This is a genomic window from Pedobacter psychrotolerans, from assembly GCF_004340665.1.
Taxonomy (GTDB): domain Bacteria; phylum Bacteroidota; class Bacteroidia; order Sphingobacteriales; family Sphingobacteriaceae; genus Pedobacter; species Pedobacter psychrotolerans.
In genome coordinates this window covers 220,097-238,045 of the sequence record NZ_SLWO01000007.1, presented here as the reverse complement: position 1 = coordinate 238,045, position 17,949 = coordinate 220,097, and the positions used below count along the sequence as shown (strand labels likewise).

The following is a 17,949-nucleotide window of genomic DNA, read 5'->3' as shown; positions in this document are numbered from 1 at the left end:
TATTTTATTTTTTACTTTAAATTTTCCTGGTATGTTTTTACGTACACGTTTTTTTGATTTTTCTCAAAAAGTCAACTATAAAACCGAAGTTTTGGCAGGCATTACCGTGGCCATGACCATGATGCCTGAATCGCTTTCATTTGCTATTTTGGCTGGTTTCCCTCCATTGGTTGGGTTATATGCCGCATTTATTATGGGTTTGGTCACTGCAGTTTTAGGTGGTCGGCCAGGTTTAATTTCCGGAGGTGCAGGTGCTGTGGTGGTGGTACTAATCGCTTTAATGAAAGCCCATGGGATTGAATATGTATTTGCTGCGGTAGCATTGGCCGGGGTGGTGCAAATTTTGGTTGGCATTTTTAAGCTTGGCAAGTTTATTCGGCTGGTACCTCAACCTGTGATGTATGGCTTTGTAAATGGCTTGGCTGTGATCATTTTTATGGCACAACTTGAGCAATTCAAGACTGTTATCAATGGAAAAGAGACTTGGTTAACTGGCCAGCCTTTACTCATTATGGGTGGCCTTGTTGCATTAACCATAGCCATTGTAGCCTTCTTTCCTAAAGTTACGAAAGCTGTTCCGCCATCACTCGTAGCCATCATTGTGGTATTCCTGGTGGTATTGGGATTTGGAATCCATACGAAGACGGTTAGTGATATTGCTTCTGTAAGTGGGGGTTTTCCACCTTTTCACATCCCTCAAATACCATTTACATTTGAAACTTTTCAGATTATTTTACCTTATGCGGCTATAATGGCAGGGGTTGGACTTACAGAAGGGCTCCTTACACTCAATCTTGTAGATGAAATTACGGAAACCAGAGGAAATGGTAACCGTGAATCTATAGCGCAAGGCATTGCCAATATTTTAAATGGATTTTTTTATGGCATGGGTGGCTGCCCAATGATTGCACAAACGTTGGTGAATCTTTCAGCAGGAGCAAGGGCACGTTTATCAGGAATTGTTGCAGCACTTACTATTTTGCTGATCATCTTATTTGGTGCGCCGATAATTGGACTGCTTCCGATGGCTGCATTAACAGGTGTAATGATTATGGTTGCTGTTGGGACTTTTGAGTGGGTAAGTTTCAGAATTATCAATAAGATGCCTAAGCAGGATATTTTTGTTGGTATTCTCGTCGCCGTAATTACGGTGTGGTTACATAATCTCGCCTTGGCGGTATTGATTGGTGTAATTATTTCAGCTTTGGTATTTGCCTGGGAAAGTGCTAAAAGAATCAGGGCAAGAAAATATATAGATAAAGATGGCGTGAAACATTATGAAATATATGGCCCACTGTTTTTTGGTTCTGTAACGGCCTTTCTTGAAAAATTTGATATAGCAGAAGATCCTGATACGGTTATCATTGATTTTAAAGATAGCAGGGTTACGGATATGTCTGCAATAGAAACGCTTAATAAACTTACGGAAAGATATCATGTGGCAGGTAAAAAACTTCATCTTAAACACCTTAGCCCAGACTGTCTTCTGCTATTAAAAAATGCATCTGAGGTGATTGATGTTAATATTTATGAAGACCCGAATTATAGAATTGTAGCTGATCAAGCATAGGCATTTAGTAGTGGTCTACTCTGCAGGTTTGCACTATACAAAGAAATTAAAATTAAGATAACTTGTTAACTGTTGGCAAAGACTATTTAGTCTTTGCCAACAAAAGCCAGAAGTGATTCGCCTGGTTTTTTGCAGTTGTGTCATTTGCCGTTTAAGTAATTTGCTATAAATGGAGCAGTCTTGCTGTTTTTACATTTTGCAAGGCCATCTAAAGTTCCGGTGTAAATGATTTTTCCACCTGCATCTCCTGCACCTGGTCCAACATCAATTAGCCAGTCGCTTTGTGCGATTACCTGCATATCATGTTCTACCAATACAACAGTATTTCCAGCATCAGCCAGCTTATGAAGCTGAATCAATAACCGTTCAACATCAGCAGGATGTAATCCGGTAGTCGGCTCATCCAGAATATAAATGGCAGATCCTTTCTGACCTTTTTGAAGTTCGGTAGCCAATTTAATGCGTTGAGCCTCTCCACCCGAAAGCTCTGTCGCGGCTTGCCCCAACTTTAAATATCCCAAACCAACTTCCCTTACAATGTCAAGCGCCCGGTATATAAGCGGATCTTCATCAAAAAAAATGCAGGCTTCCTCTACGGTCATTTCCAATACCTGGGCAATGTTCTTTCCTTTATAAATTACTTCAAGTGTATCTGCATTATACCGTGTGCCTTTACAGGTGGGGCAGGGTGTATAAACGCTTGGAAGAAAGAGTAGTTCAACCATTACAAAACCTTCGCCAAGGCAATGCGGACAGCGTCCTTTTGCTACGTTAAATGAAAATCTACCAGCATCGTATTTACGCTTTTTGGCCAGCGGTACCTCAGCAAAGCGTTTTCTCACATGGTCAAAAAGCCCGGTATAGGTGGCCAAATTTGATCTGGGCGTGCGTCCGATTGGGCGCTGGTCTACTACAATAAGCCTCGAAAGCTGTTCCAGCCCTGCTGTTATGCTACCTTTAATTGAGGCGGTATCGTTAATTTGTGGCCCATCTGTAATATCTTCGGGCTGAGCTTCGAGTTTTTGATGAAGGCCATTAGCAACCAATTCAACGAGTAACTGACTCACCAAACTGCTCTTCCCCGAGCCAGATATTCCGGTTACACAAGTCATTACGCCTAATGGAAAATCGATATTTAAATTCTTTAGGTTGTGACGGGAGCCTCCTGTGATGCTTAGCCAGCCTGTAGGTATTCGTGGATTGGTAATTTTTCTCACTTCCTGATTAAACAGGAAAGCTGAAGTTTGCGATTCTTTAACCTTTTTTAGCCCTTCAGGTAGCCCACTGTACAAAATGTAGCCACCCTGATCTCCAGCCATAGGGCCAACATCAATAATCCAGTCGGCATGTTTAATCACCTCAAGCTCGTGTTCCACTACAAATATGGTATTTCCAGCCGCTTTCAATTTATCCAGAATACCCAATAAGGCTCTGGTATCTGCGGGATGAAGTCCAGCTGAAGGTTCATCAAGCACATAAATGACTCCAAATAGATTAGAATGTACCTGAGTCGCGAGTCTCAGGCGTTGAAGCTCTCCGGGAGAAAGGGTAGGTGTGGTACGTTCCATGCTCAGGTAGCCAAGCCCAAGCTCCAGCATCACTTTAATCCGTGAAAGGATATCTGAAGAAATACGTCCGGTAACGATTTGCTTCTCTGTTGATACTTTATCTTTTCCTGATTTTGCATGCTTTTCGAAAATTATGGCGAGTTCAGCTAAAGACAGGCTGGAGATTGTAGCAATATCTTTTCCATCAAATTTAATGGAAAGTGATTCTTTTCTAAGTCTCTTACCTTCGCAAAGCGGACAGATGGCACTACGCATATACTGGCTTACTCTTTTTTTCATCAGCTCAGATTGGCTGGACGAGAAGGTTTTGAGGATATAAGGCTTGGCACCTATGAAAGTGCCCATATAATCGGGTGTTCTTTTATTTTTAATCGCTGCTGCGGTTTCTTTTGGTGAGAAACCCGGATATACCGGAACCGTTGGCGTTTCCTCGGTGAAAAGAATCCATTCGCGATCTTTTTTCGGAAGGTCTTTCCATGGAATATCAACATTATAACCCATCGATACCAGAATATCTCTTTGATTTTGGCCCTGCCAGGCCAGAGGCCATGAAGCAATTGCCCTTTCCCGGATCGTTAGCTGATCATTAGGTACCATGGTACTTTCTGTGATCTCAAACACACTGCCTAATCCATGGCATTCAGGGCATGCACCCTGTGGCGTATTGGGTGAGAAACCTTCGGCATATATCATTCCCTGATGTTCAGGATAATCTCCAGCTCTTGAAAAAAGCATTCTCATCAGATTCGACAGGGTAGTAACACTTCCTACTGATGACCTGGTGCTTGTTCCACCCCGTTGTTGCTGGAGGGCTACCGCTGGTGGAAGACCATCTATGGTATCCACATCTGGTACGCTCATTTGATTAAACAGCCTTCTGGCATATGGAGAAACAGATTCCAGGTACCTTCGCTGTGCTTCGGCATATAATGTTCCAAATGCGAGTGAAGATTTTCCTGAACCAGATACACCAGTAAATACAACGAGCTTATCTCGGGGAATGTCCAGGTTAATATCTTTTAAATTATTTTCTCTGGCTCCACGAACCCTGATCATATTACTCCGCTTATCTATTGCCATTACTTTCTTAGGTGATTTTCAATTTCATTTATGCAACAATAGAGTGCAGACTAAGTTTTCAATTTTGTGGATGTTTTAGCTTTAGGTTATTTGGAGCTTATTGGCATTTCTGAGATAATATAGTTAGCAAGGCATTTTTGTGCCTGCTCTCGGATTTTCCATTATGCGGCGATCAGCCCATTCCCTTAATTCGTTGATCAATGGAATAAGCTCTTTGGCATTGGCTGTTAGCGAATATTCAACCTTTGGCGGAACTTCCAGGTATACTTTACGGTTAACCATTTCATCCTGTTCAAGTTCCCTTAATGTTTGGGTGAGCATTTTAGTTGTAATTCCTTTAAGCAGTCTTTTCAATTCACCATATCTTAATACCTGATGTAAATGAAGATACCATAAAATTCTGCCACGGTATTTTCCTCCAATTCTTTGGAATGCAAAATCAACAGCGCAATAAGGTTCGTCTTTTTCCTTTCTCATTTTTTTTATCATTTTATGTAGCTGATTTTCAACAATAGAATATAAAAGGTATGTAGGATACTTAAAAGTACATACTTGACGCAAAGATATCAATATGATAGATTTGAAGAAAAAAAATGGACAGAAGAACAGCATTATTAAGATTTGCCGGACTTGCACTCATCGGGTTAACGGATATCAGCAGTTTAGTGGCTAAACCCCTAAATGCTACAGGAAGGCGCAAGAATAGCTTTCATCAATTTAAACTTGGTGAATTGGACCTGATGGTGGTTAGCGATGGCCGCATTGTGATGAAGCCAGTTCAGCCGAATTTTGCACCAGGTGTCAATTCAAGATTGGTTGAACAGGAGTTAGAACGTAATTTTGCACCAACAGACCATATTGAATTGGGTATTAATATTTTGGTGATTAAATCCAAAGACAGAACGATTCTATTGGATAGTGGATGTGGCGCAAACTTTGGTGAATTGTCTGGCGGATTAATTAAGAATCTGCAGAAGGCTGACATCAATCCTGATGATGTGACCGATGTGATGATTACACATGCGCACCCAGATCATATTGGCGGATTAATTGGGACAGATAATCAATTGTTGTTTCCTAAAGCAAAGGTTTATTTATCACGCATTGAGCATGATTTCTGGTTATCGGAAAAACCTGACTTTTCAAAAAGTAAGCTTACTGATCAACGGCTGATTAAGTTTGTAATTGATGTGGCTAAGAAAAATATTAATGCTTTGGGTGAGAAATTACATCTTTTTGAAGATGGCGATACGTTACTTGATTGTATAACCATGCAGCTGGCACCAGGCCATACGCCGGGTCATTGTGTAGCTAAAATTTTCTCCAATAGAGAGTCACTTTACCATATTGCAGATTTAGTTCATTCAGCAGTCTTAGTGGTAGCGCACCCTGAATGGGGATTTGAAGGCGATAGCAATTTTAACCAGGCTGTACAAACCAGAAGAAAAGTGATGAATGAATTAGCGGAATCGCGATCGCTAATTTTTTCTTATCATTTGCCATGGCCGGGATTAGGACATGTACGCAAAAAAGGTAATGCATTTGAATGGGTGCAGCAAATAGCTATGGTACCAGATTAATCCTCATGAAATTGATCTGTTAGGCTTTTGCCAGATATTTTTATCGTTGATTAATAAGCCTATCTGTATCAGCGTATTCACTTGGTACTGTTTCCATTACTTGTGTTTTGAAAACCCAAAGCTTCATCATAGGATAATTAAAACCATAAGAAACAACACTGTCTATCAATAAACGTCCGATACGGTAATCGAGGTTAAAACACTTTTGTAAGATATACGTGCCTGCTGATTTTAGGGAAATACTTCCCAGTACAACGGCTGCAAATTTTATGAGTTGGTTCCTTGGAGATGCAACATACTCCGCTTCATCATTGAATGCCCAGAACCTATTGATACAAAAATTAACGATGCCGCCCAATGTTCCGGAAAGCAGGATGGAAATGGTAAAGTGAATGCCCAGAATTTCAGTAAAAAGGATCATAAGGCCATAATCGGTTAATCCACCAGCGAATGCAGATACCTGTGCTTTTAGAAAAACCAAAATTGATTTCTTTTTACTCATGCTTTGCGTATGATATTTCCTAATTGATCTGAAGCAGCTCTGATGAAGGCTTCATGTATTGTTTATTTATTTGTTAAGGTTTGATTTCTCTTTCTTGGCGATCCCGGTCATTTCCAAGTTCCAGCAGCGCATTCGTGTCTTTCAGGTTAATTACCAGTAAGATCACTGTAGTCATTAGGGCAGAATAGGTAATTGATCCAGGAATAGCAGTTTCCAACAGCAAGATGATGGCAATAATGACGCGGAGTTCGGTAGGGCCTAAAAGACCTGCATCAATTCGATAAACACCCAAAATCTTATAGCGCAGTAATGAGATAATCATAGACCAGCCATAACATACCACGAAGATAAAGCCTAAAATCCTTGTAGAATCTGTTGCATAAAAGTAATACCCCATTCCAATCAGGATAATGCTTAGCCAATCCATAATAATGTCTAAGGCAAATCCGTACCATTTTCTGGCGATGCCACGGTAATATGCCAATCTTCCATCAAGTGAATCACCGAACCAGTTGATAAAAAGTCCAATAATTCCTATCGGTAAAAATAAATTTCCAAAATTCGCACCCAAAAGAAAGGCTGCGCATACTATAATAGAGCCAAACATGCCTACTCCAGTCATGATATTTGGCGAAATAAAGCCAGGTATCTTTCTGAGTAAAAAATGAATAAATTGTTGTTCTCCTGCTCTTAAAATGTTTGTTCTTTTTCTATCTGCGAAAATCTGTGCCCGTTCTGTTGTAATCTCTTTCATTTAATTTAATGACCAAAAGCTAAAAGCCAGTATGGCTGTTTTAGGTCTGATCAGCTTTCCACTGATTTTTCCGGGCAATGACTTGATTAGGATAAGCTGACGTTTTAGTTTGCCCGTTCGCGCAAGATAAGTCAAAAATAGGATTATTAGCATATGTTATTTGACTATTCCAGCGAAACGCTGATAAAACACAGTTGGACTATTCTCGTTTTTAGGCACATATTTTCCGACAATGATCGGAATGTAGATGACTCTTCTCCGGCTTGTTTCACCTCGTAGAGAAGATTGTGCTACGCGATGCCAAAGCCTTCCATCATGCACGGTTAAATCTCCAGCTTCTGGCAAAATGGAAATTTCATCTTTATCAGGACGGTTATCCAAAAAGTATTTTTTACGGAAAAGCATTTGATAAATACTTTGCTTGTGCGTACCCGGGATGATTTTTAAACCACCATTTTCTTCCGTTTGGGTACTTAAGTGTACGCCAACATTTAACATTGGGTTTAGTTTGCCACCATAGAAAATGTCTCTCAAACCATCTGTATGCCATCCCATTTTAGTGAAACCACTTTCCGGGCCGTTCACGTAATGGTTGAATACCATTCCATCTTTTTCTTCTATTCCCAATCTGGAATCTTCTCCTGCCAATGGCAATAAAGACGATAATCTTGGATCCAGTAATAATCCGCTTAAGGTTTTATGGTGTTGGTTAATAAAGGCGAAGCGTTGTACAATTTTTTCACCATCTAGATCCTTTCCATATTTTATAGGAACACCATTAACTTTCTGGATATCAGCATTAATCCATTTTTGCTGAACTTCTTTTGAAGCCTGGATAATGGATTCAACAGTTGGTTTGGTAATGAAATTTTTGAAGTGTATAAATCCGTGAATATTAAAAAATTCTACCTGTTGATCGGTGAGTTTTTCTGATAGGGTAAAGGTTGGATACGATGATGCCATTGAAATCAATTTAATAGTTGGAAATGAAGAATTGGTAGAAGAGAAAATTATGCGCAGCAACAACACATTCGCATTCGCGATGAGTTTTGTACCGACAAATAAAACAGCTGCGCTTTATTATACATAATCTATAGATTTTGTAGTGTATGATACAAACTTAACATTTTTTTAACATTCTTAAGAACAATGTAGCGTTTTTTTTTCTGATTAAATTTTTTAAATAAATAGCTGATGATAAAAAACAAGCTTGTATAGTTAATAGGGGCAGTTTTTACCTACGTAGATTTTGATTGAAAAGCTTTTTATTTGGAGGGTTAGAGGGAGATGGTTAGATGGTTTAGGGGGGTAGGGGTTTAGATGGTTTGTTGTTTAGATTGCCGCTCGAAGACTAACGAAATTTCCCCAGCGCACATAAGCCATCAAAACTTCGTAAATCGGCTTAACTTAACTTGCGAAGTTTCAAAGGCCTGGAGTGTGGCAGAACTTCGCCAGTTTACTGTGATTGATTTAAGGTGTATTGGTTAGGAGTTTAGGTGGTTAGTTGTTTAGGGGGTAGATTGCCCGCAAGAAGACTGACGAAGTTTCCCAGCCCACAAATCCATCAAAACTTCGTAAGTCGGGATTTAAGCACTAACCTTCAAAATACGGAAGGTTAGTGCTTAATAGCTTAAGGGTGACCAGATCCTCCGGTTGCTCCATAGATTTGTCCTGTTGAAAAACTGGCATCATTTGCGGCCAATTGAACATAGATGGAGGCTAACTCAGCAGGTTGCCCGGGGCGACCAAGTGGTGTATCTTTCCCAAACGCTCTTAATTTCTCAGGAGTGGAACCTCCGCCCATTTGTAAAGGCGTCCAGATAGGACCTGGCGCTACACCATTTACACGTATTCCTTTCGGGCCAAGTTGTTTGGCTAGTGATTTTACGAAGTTGGTGGTAGCGGCTTTTGTTTGTGCGTAATCATACAAATCTGCTGAAGGATCAGTAGCTTGTACGGAAGTGGTACCAATAATGGAGGAACCTGGCTTTAAATAAGGTAATGCAGCTTTGATAATCCAAAAGGGTGCATAAATATTGGTTTTAATCGTCCAGTCGAATTGCTCGGTGGTAATATCCATAATGGAAGGATTAGACTGTTGGCGGGCGGCATTACTGATTACGATATCTAAACCACCCAATTGCTTAGCGGCTTCATCTACCAATTTTTTGCAGAAATTTTCATCCCTGAGGTCTCCGGGGATAGCTACCGCCTTTCTGCCGGCTTTTTTAATTAATTCTACCACTTCGCGTGCATCTGGTTCTTCCTGTGGTAAATAATTAATGGCTACATCTGCGCCTTCGCGTGCATAGGCAATGGCCGCTGCTCTTCCCATACCTGAATCGCCACCAGTAATTAGTGCCTTTCTACCCGTTAAACGACCAGAACCTTTATAACTGGTTTCGCCATGATCTGGTTTAGGGTCCATTTTACTCGCTAATGCCGGCCAGGGTTGATTTTGATGAATAAAAGGTGGTCGTGGGTATTTTGTTGTAGGATCTTGCAAATCCGCAGGGCCGAATTTAATATCTTCCGGCACTGCGGCATTACTTAAAATAGGAGAAGCTGCAACGGCAGCCATTGCTAAACTCAGGCCTCCTAAAGCCTTTCGTCTGCTCATTTTTTCATTTTCCATGATGATGTTTTTCTTAGGTGTATCTTTATAACCCACTCAAATTTTTTAAGTTTCAGAATTCGATCAACCATGACACTTAAATGAAAACAAAATAAATCACATCATTCTGGTTAATTAAAAGCTAACGAATTTTACACCTAAACTCATCCAGCGGGATGGGAGGGGAATAGCACCAATTTCATAATATTGGGTGTCGAAAATATTCTGCGCATCCAGGTATATGGTAAATTTCTGTATAGCCTGGCTAATCCTTAGATCATTGATCCAATATGTTGACCCTGCCATCCGTTGATTGAAACGGGTGGCTACTAATAAAGTGAAATTATGGTATTTAAAATCTATGGTATTGGTTACCTGATGTTTTAATGAAGCCAGTTGATATTTAGAGGAAATTTCCGGCTGCATATCTCCAAACTTCGAATCAAGATAAGAATAGGCCAGGTTAATATTCATCTTCGAATTTTCTGATACGTCTAAGCTATAGTTTGAACGAAGATTAATTCCCTTCGTAATCATGGTGCCTAAATTATTGGCTTCAAATGGTTCAGTGCTAAGCACTCTGGTATAATCGATAAAATCTGTAATTCTTCTATAGAAAAAGTTAGCATTGAAAGTGAAATTTCCTTTGGCAATCTTAAATCCCATCTCACTTTGGAATGCATTTTCAGGTTTGACATTCGGGTTGCCAATGTTTCCCGGTCGCTGGTTTATATAAAGATCTGTGAAAGACGGCAACCTTTGACTGGTTCCGATACTACCAATAATTTTGAAAACATCTGTAAAAGAATAGCTGGCATCAAGACCCGGATAAGCCTGCCATTTATAAGCGGAGTTATAATTTACATAAGTACCCAGATTGATATTTAGTTTTTCAGTCAGAAAAGTTCTGTATTGAGCATATATCCCTACATTCTCTCTTTGGTGTTTACCAATGTTGGAAGAATTTATGGCATCACTTCTTAATTCTGCGCCTAAGCCTAATTCACCTCCTTTGGTTTTATAGGTACTGTTTACTTCTGCCGCAAGTGAATTTGTACTGTGTTTGCTGATACCTGCATTAGGATTGGTATTGCCGAAATAGCGGTAATCATCAAAATTATATCGATAACTCAATCTTGGCATCAGCATCCATTTTTCTGAAAGCTTATGTTTTGATTGTACACTAGCCAATGTAGTTTGTACGGCTTCAGTAGAATTCCGGTCTCCTGGTGCAGCATAAAATCCATTGGCGCCGAACTCATTTTTAGTGTAACCAAATGAAGTCATGATTTCATTTGCACTATCAATCTGAATATTCCCTTGGTAAAGTAATTTGAGGTTTTCAAATTGGGTGTTAAAGCGGTAACCATTGCTTTGATCACGTGAGCCAAAAATAGAATGCTGATTGTTCTTTTTACTTAAAACTGCTCCGGCCTGAATGCCTGCACCATAAAATGTTTTTCCGTTACCTTCTGCATTTTTTTTGAAATTTGAACCTGCATAGGAATCAATCAGAAAGCCAGATTTGGTAAATTTTTTGGTGATAATGTTAATGGCCCCGGTTAGGCTGTTGATGCCGTAAATCCGAGCAGCTGGTCCGCGAACAATTTCAATCCGCTCAATCGCTTCTACCGGAATAGGCAGATTCAGCATGTTATGTGCCGTTTGCGTATCAATAATTTTAACGCCATTTAACAGCACAACTGTTTGCTCAAAACTTCCGCCATCAATACTAATATCTGCCTGACTACCAAAAGGTCCTCTTTGCCTTAAATCTACACCATTGGCATATTGCAAAAGCTCCTGAATGGTGCGGCCGGGTAATTTGGCAATCATAGCCTGATCAATGATATAAACATTTCGATTTTGTTTGGATACGGGTGTATGGAAACCATTCTCATTAATCACCACATCTTTAAAGGTGATCACAGTATCTTGCTTTTGTTGAGCGTATAGGTTAGCGCACCAAAAAAGCGGTATAGCCAGGTAAATTTTTTTCATTCCTTATAATTTTCAGCAAAAGTACTACCTTGCCGTACCACTAATGTATACCAGTTTTAATATAATGGATAGTCCGGTTCAAATTCCTTTTAAAAGTTTTATTCAGCTTAAGGTGGGCGATGCTACACCAATTTATTTGCAAATTATTTTTGAGTTCATTAAAGCGATTCAACTCGGTTTGCTTCCTGAAGGTACAAAACTTCCGGGTACACGGATCTTATGTAAGCTGCTAGCGGTTAATAGAAATACGCTAATCAAAGCCTTTCAGGATTTAGAAGCTCAGGGTTTTATTGAAATCCGTCCAAATCAGGGAACATTTATTTTATCTGATCAAAAGCGGAATCAGAGTAAAAGGGGGATTTCGAAACCAGAAAAAACGGCAAAGGCACCGATAGAAAATTTCAGTTTTAAATCTTCATCAGTGTTGGAAAACCCGGAGGAATGGAGTGATTTACCCTTACAGTTTAACGATGGCTTGCCTGACATAAGACTGATTCATACTGATATATTGGCGAGGTTGTATGTTTCAAAACTTAAGCGACAGAAAATTCGCCAGCCTTGGGAACAAATCCAGACACAATCTCATCAGCATTTTAAGAAGCAATTCTTTAATTTTTTAAACCTTACCCGTGGTCTGCGAATTTCTGAATCTAATCTGCTCACCACCAGTAGTCATGAGGTAAGCTTATTTCTGGTGACTAAACTGCTGATTTCTGAAGGAGATCAGGTTATAGTGGGTGCACCCGGATATTATTTATCGAACATGACTTTAACTGATAGCGGGGCAAAGATTATTCCGGTTGCTGTAGATGAGGAAGGCCTGGATTTGGCCTCGTTAAAGAAAATTTGTGAGACCCAAAAAATCAGAATGGTTTATCTGACTTCAGTTTATCATTATCCGACCACGATTTCGCTAAGCGCTAAAAGACGAATGGAAATACTGGAACTGGCTAACCAATATGGTTTTGTGATTGTGGAAGATGACTACGACTTTGATTTTCACCTTGATAGTAATCCAATATTGCCTTTAGCTGCCATAGATTCAAATCATCGGGTGGTTTATCTGGGTTCATTTGCTCGATCACTACCTGCAGGCTTTGGTTATGGCTTTATAACCGCCCCAGCAGCATTTATCAAAGAGCTGGAAAAGCATCAGCGTATCCTGGAGCCTGGAATAGATGTAATTAAAGAACAGGTTTTAACAGATTGGATTCAGGATGGTGAGGTTCACCGGCTTTCAAAAAAGAATAAAGTAATTTACAGGGAGCGTCGTGATGAGTTTGTGCGTTTGTTAACAGAAAAACTGAGTGGAAGAATCAAGTTTAGCATTCCTGTACGTGGTTTGGCCATTTGGGTGGAGTGGCTCGATCATTTTAACCTCATCAGGATGCAGAAAAAATGTGCTGAAGATGGATTGTTTCTCCCTAAAACCATTTTATACCAAACAAAAAGTGTTACTGCTACCCGTTTGGGTTTTGGTAGTATGAATTTGAAAGAGATGGAAAATGCCATTAATATCCTTGCGAAATGCCTTAAGCGCCTCATTAATGATCCCCTAGAAGGAGAAAAAATAACTTTAACTGCTTAAGATTAGCCATTCGGAGCAAACATTTTAACCTGCGGTATGTTATTTTCATCAACCATTAGCCCTTAATATATAAAATAATTAAGGGTCATGTGGCAGAGAATAAAATATCCTTTAAAATTTATGGGGATCAAATGAATACGGTTTGATCAAAAATGATTGTTAATAAAATGTCGTCTGTGCCACAACCTGCTTATGAAATTGAACGCTTACATGCGTTGCAATCTTACAATATTCTGGATACCTTATCTGAACGTGAGTTTGATGATTTGACCGAGCTTTCTTCTATTATTTGTAACACGCCAATTGCCTTAGTCAGTTTGGTTGATCAGAACAGGCAGTGGTTTAAATCCAGAAAGGGCCTTGATGTTACAGAAACACATCGTGATCATTCTTTCTGTGCACATGCCATCCAAAATCCATATGAACTGATGGAAATTGAAGATGCCAAGCAAGATGAAAGATTTATGCATAATCCGCTTGTAACCGGGAAACCTTACATCACTTTTTATGCTGGTGTTCCACTCATCAATGAAGAGGGTTTTCCAATTGGTTCACTTTGTGTGATCGATTCTGTTACACGAAAGCTCACAGAAGCCCAGCGATCGGCTTTAAAAATTATGGCCAAGCAGGTGATGGATAAGATGGAGCTGCGCCGGAAAATGACTTTGCTGGAGAAGTCAGATAAACTTAATGCTGCTTTACTTGAACGCTCAGTTTTAGGAGAGATGAGGAGCCATATGCTGATTCAGCAGGCACCTATTGCGATGGCATTATTTAGAGGCGAGGATTTTTATGTAGAAGCGATCAATCCACCAATGCTGAAGTTTTTAGGTCAGGATGCCGATATTTTGCATCAACCGATTTTGTCAGTAATTCCAGCGTTTGATAAGCAGGAAGCCTATACGATAATGCTAAAAATTTACAAAACAGGCGAAACCATTTATGTTAAGGAACAAGAGGTTAAATCGACAGATAAAAATACAGAAAATACAAGCTATTACAATTTCACTTTTTGCCCCTTAATTGAGAATGAAAAGATTACAGGCGTAATTAATATGGCCATTGATGTAACAGAACAGGTGGTGGCGAGAAAAAGGGTAGAAGAGGTGAGCAATGATCTTCGTGCATCTTACATTAAACTGGAACAGAGCGAGCAAAAACAAAGCAGTGCAATTGAACAAGCTAAACTAGGTACCTATACCATAGATGGTTTTACTGGCAAAATGTGGGCTTCAGCCAGGTTAAAAGAAATTTTTGGTTACAGGGATGAGGAAGAGATGACTTATCAATCTGTAATTGATCAGGTAAGTGTAGATTACAGAGATCAGGTTATTAGGGGCGCAGAATCGGTTATTAAGAAAGACCTCGTTTTTGATATGGAGTATACCATTAAAAAACGCAATGACGGCTTAACGCGTTGGGTTAAATCTACTGGTAAACATTACAAAACGGAAGCTGAACCTTATGGTCATTTTTCTGGAACCATCCTGGACATTACAGAGGAAAAAGAAGATAATATCCGTAAGGATGATTTCATTGGAATGGTGAGCCATGAATTAAAAACCCCACTCACATCGTTAAAAGGATTTATCCAGCTCTTACAACTCAGAACTAAAACCATAGATGATCTGCTTACTAAAAATATTTTAGATAAAGCAGATAAACAGATCACCAAGATGACGAGGATGATCAATGGTTTTCTAAACGTATCAAGACTTGAATCTGGCAAGATTCATATTGAAAAAGAACTTTTTGATATTAGCGTATTGATCAGTGAAATTGAAGATGATACCATTTTAAATGCAGATGGACATACTGTCATTTTTGATCCGGTGGAAACGGCTTGGGTAAATGCAGATAAAGATAAAATAGGTCAGGTGATTAATAATTTCATCAGTAATTCGATTAAATATTCTCCAATGGGAACTATCGTCCGGATTTCCTGTGTTTCTGATGAGCATGGATCAGTAGTCAGTGTACGTGATGAGGGTATGGGTATAGAAGCGTCAGATATTCCTCATTTATTTGAACGTTATTATCGGGTAGAAAAGCACAATACGAAATCAATAGCCGGATTTGGAATAGGTCTTTATCTCTGTGCAGAGATTATGAAAAGGCACAATGGTCAGATTTGGGTAGAAAGTGAAATTAAACAGGGTTCAGTTTTTCACTTTAGTCTTCCTGCTGCACAACCACCCCATTAAAAATAAATTATTAAGGGTTTTGAAGTTTCGCCTAATTGGGTTATGACATCTGGCAGACATGACTTAAAGTGCTCTACCCAATTGTTTTATCACCCCTATACTAAATAATGAATTTGTGCAGACATTTAATTTTTAATTCCAAACACTGATTCGTTTTATATTTGTTAATAAGATGAAAAACTAAGATATTTTATGATAGCAACAAAAGGATATGCGGCACAAAGTGCCGAAACAGATTTGGCTCCCTGGGATTTTGAACGCCGTGAGGTGGGGCCACATGATGTACAGTTTGAAATACTTTTCTGTGGTGTATGCCACTCTGATTTACATCAAATCAAAAACGACTGGTTTCCAGGTATTTTTCCAATGGTACCCGGACATGAAATCGTTGGTCGTGTAATTAAAGTAGGTGATCATGTTAAAAAGTTTAAAGTAGGAGATCTTGCAGGTACGGGCTGTATGGTAGATTCTTGTCAGGTTTGTGAAAACTGTAAACAAGATCTGGAGCAATATTGCTTGGAAGGAAATACACAAACTTATAATGGAATGGAGCGTGATGGTTCTATGCCAACTTACGGTGGTTATTCAAACAACATCGTGGTAAGAGAAGAATTTGTACTGCATGTATCGGATAAATTGAATCTGGCAGCTGTTGCACCACTACTTTGTGCAGGTATAACCACTTACTCGCCACTAAGACACTGGAAAGTAGGTAAAGGACATAAGCTTGCTGTTTTAGGTTTAGGTGGATTGGGCCACATGGCTGTTAAATTTGGTGTAGCATTTGGTGCTGAAGTAACCGTTTTAAGTACTTCACCTAAAAAAGAAGAGGATGCTAGAAAGTTAGGTGCACATCACTTTGTAGTCACTACGGATGCAGATCAGGTTGCTGCAGCAAAAGGTACCTTTGATTTTATTTTGGATACGGTTTCTGCAGAGCATGATTTCAACATGTACTTATCTCTTTTAAGAACAAACGGAACGCATATCTGTGTAGGTGTACCACCAAAGCCAGCTGAAATTGCAGCGTTTAGTTTATTGGGAGGTCGTAAAAGTTTGGCAGGATCTGGAATTGGCGGTATTGCTGAGACTCAGGAAATGCTTGATTTTTGTGCTGAACACAATATTGTTTCAGATATTGAAATGATTGATATGAAAGACATTCACAACGCTTACGAGCGGATGGAAAAAGGTGATGTAAGATATCGCTTCGTTATTGATATGGCTACATTATAAGATCTGATAGATGACTTATTAGGTCTTCGGGGAAACCTGATTATCTACTAGAAAGTCGAAATCATATAAACAAGGGATGGCCGAATAGGTTATCCCTTGTTTTGTTTTCAAACTAACTGCGAAGTTTCTGTGGCCTTAAGTGTGGTAGAGCTTCGCCAGTTTTAGTGTGGGTGATTTAAGTTTTTTTGGTTAGAGGGTTAGACGGTTAGTTGTTTAGGTGGTTAGGATATAAGTGGTGTAGATTCTTCATAGACTGACGAAGTTTCCCTAGTGCTCTACCCATCAAAACTTCGTAAGTCGTGTTAACATGGACAAAATGGAATACTAAATCACTGATCCCAATCTGAATGAAAAGCAAATCATTAAATTCAATAGAATTAGTAAAATGATGAAGTAAATGACGGCAAACTTTATACCTTTTGTAATGTTATTCTTTTTAATTGCTGATGTATTTTGATACGGACATCATTCGCAATAAGGACGTCATATCAATGATCAATATTTCCATTTTAGATAGGAGTGCCTTAACTTTAATCCATAAATAATATAAATATGAATACTGAAAAAGCCATTCTTGCTGGCGGTTGCTTTTGGGGGGTAGAAGAACTGATTCGTAATCAACCTGGAGTAATTTCTACTGTGGTGGGTTACACTGGCGGAGATGTGCCGAATGCAACTTACCGCAACCATGGCACACATGCTGAAGCCATAGAAATTGTTTTTGATCCTGAGAAATTATCATACAGACGTTTATTGGAATATTTTTTTCAAATTCACGATCCAACAACAAAAAACAGGCAAGGAAATGATGTTGGAACATCTTACCGTTCTGCAATTTTCTTTGAGAATGATACACAACGGGAAACCGCAGAAGAACTGATTGCGGAAATGGAAGCGTCAGGAATCTGGCCAGGTAAAATCATTACCGAAGTAGTTCCGGCAGAAGATTTTTGGAATGCAGAGGAGGAACACCAGGATTACCTTCAGAAATATCCTTATGGCTATACCTGTCATTTCGAACGGCCTGAGTGGAAATTGGTTTAAAGTTCCTTCATTCAAACCGCAATGGAGGAATCTTTGAACAGTTAAATGGTGTAATTAAAAGAACTAAGTTATAAGATCTTTCCGTTTCGCTGCGCTTCAGTCGAGAAGACGATTATACGAAGGGTCGTCATTTCGAGCGTAGTCGAGAAATCTTTGAACCAGTTAAATTATATAATTAAAAGACCTAAGTTCAAAGATCTCTCCGTTT

The 17,949-nt window shown here is 39.3% G+C and carries 13 protein-coding genes; 6 read left to right on the top strand and 7 right to left on the bottom strand.

Annotation, left to right across the window (positions count from 1 at the left end):
- Window positions 1-31 precede the first annotated feature (31 nt).
- Window positions 32-1,570 carry a SulP family inorganic anion transporter gene (locus EV200_RS17875; RefSeq protein WP_132535093.1) on the top strand — a complete coding sequence of 513 codons (1,539 nt, stop codon included), beginning with the start codon at window positions 32-34 and terminating at the stop codon, window positions 1,568-1,570.
- Between the two features lie 140 nt (window positions 1,571-1,710).
- On the opposite strand, the gene EV200_RS17870 is transcribed toward EV200_RS17875, so the two are convergent.
- Window positions 1,711-4,218 (bottom strand): excinuclease ABC subunit UvrA, encoded by a 2,508-nt coding sequence (locus EV200_RS17870; RefSeq protein ID WP_132535091.1) that lies wholly within the window; start codon window positions 4,216-4,218, stop codon window positions 1,711-1,713.
- Between the two features lie 123 nt (window positions 4,219-4,341).
- On the bottom strand, window positions 4,342-4,695 hold the full coding sequence (locus EV200_RS17865; RefSeq protein ID WP_132535089.1) for a winged helix-turn-helix transcriptional regulator: 354 nt from the start codon (window positions 4,693-4,695) through the stop codon (window positions 4,342-4,344).
- Window positions 4,696-4,811: 116 nt separating this feature from the next.
- On the opposite strand from EV200_RS17865, the gene EV200_RS17860 reads away from it, so the two are divergent.
- Complete coding sequence (locus EV200_RS17860; RefSeq protein ID WP_132535087.1) at window positions 4,812-5,798, top strand: MBL fold metallo-hydrolase; 987 nt, start codon at window positions 4,812-4,814, stop codon at window positions 5,796-5,798.
- Window positions 5,799-5,838: 40 nt separating this feature from the next.
- Here EV200_RS17860 and EV200_RS17855 read toward each other — a convergent pair whose 3' ends face one another.
- The 5 genes from EV200_RS17855 to EV200_RS17835 all read right to left on the bottom strand — a co-directional run bounded on the left by EV200_RS17855 (window position 5,839) and on the right by EV200_RS17835 (window position 11,669).
- Window positions 5,839-6,300: a GtrA family protein gene (locus EV200_RS17855; protein WP_132535085.1), complete on the bottom strand. Its 462-nt coding sequence runs from the start codon at window positions 6,298-6,300 to the stop codon at window positions 5,839-5,841.
- A gap of 73 nt (window positions 6,301-6,373) precedes the next feature.
- Window positions 6,374-7,054, bottom strand: a complete 681-nt coding sequence (locus tag EV200_RS17850) for a CDP-alcohol phosphatidyltransferase family protein (protein ID WP_132535083.1) — start codon at window positions 7,052-7,054, stop codon at window positions 6,374-6,376.
- A gap of 156 nt (window positions 7,055-7,210) precedes the next feature.
- Window positions 7,211-8,017, bottom strand: a complete 807-nt coding sequence (locus EV200_RS17845; RefSeq protein WP_132535081.1) for a phytanoyl-CoA dioxygenase family protein — start codon at window positions 8,015-8,017, stop codon at window positions 7,211-7,213.
- A gap of 667 nt (window positions 8,018-8,684) precedes the next feature.
- Window positions 8,685-9,689 (bottom strand): SDR family oxidoreductase, encoded by a 1,005-nt coding sequence (locus EV200_RS17840; RefSeq protein WP_132535079.1) that lies wholly within the window; start codon window positions 9,687-9,689, stop codon window positions 8,685-8,687.
- Window positions 9,690-9,803: 114 nt separating this feature from the next.
- Entirely contained in the window at window positions 9,804-11,669 is a 1,866-nt protein-coding gene (locus tag EV200_RS17835) for a TonB-dependent receptor plug domain-containing protein (RefSeq protein WP_132535077.1), read from the bottom strand.
- A gap of 43 nt (window positions 11,670-11,712) precedes the next feature.
- On the opposite strand from EV200_RS17835, the gene EV200_RS17830 reads away from it, so the two are divergent.
- The 4 genes from EV200_RS17830 (at window position 11,713) to msrA (ending at window position 17,741) form a co-directional block, all read left to right on the top strand.
- Window positions 11,713-13,257, top strand: a complete 1,545-nt coding sequence (locus EV200_RS17830) for an aminotransferase-like domain-containing protein (protein ID WP_244313024.1) — start codon at window positions 11,713-11,715, stop codon at window positions 13,255-13,257.
- Window positions 13,258-13,409: 152 nt separating this feature from the next.
- Window positions 13,410-15,461, top strand: a complete 2,052-nt coding sequence (locus tag EV200_RS17825) for an ATP-binding protein (protein ID WP_132535075.1) — start codon at window positions 13,410-13,412, stop codon at window positions 15,459-15,461.
- A 192-nt stretch (window positions 15,462-15,653) separates the two neighbouring features.
- On the top strand, window positions 15,654-16,697 hold the full coding sequence (locus EV200_RS17820; RefSeq protein WP_132535073.1) for an NAD(P)-dependent alcohol dehydrogenase: 1,044 nt from the start codon (window positions 15,654-15,656) through the stop codon (window positions 16,695-16,697).
- Between the two features lie 552 nt (window positions 16,698-17,249).
- Window positions 17,250-17,741: a peptide-methionine (S)-S-oxide reductase MsrA gene (gene msrA / locus EV200_RS17815; protein ID WP_132535071.1), complete on the top strand. Its 492-nt coding sequence runs from the start codon at window positions 17,250-17,252 to the stop codon at window positions 17,739-17,741.
- The last annotated feature ends 208 nt before the right edge of the window (window positions 17,742-17,949 follow it).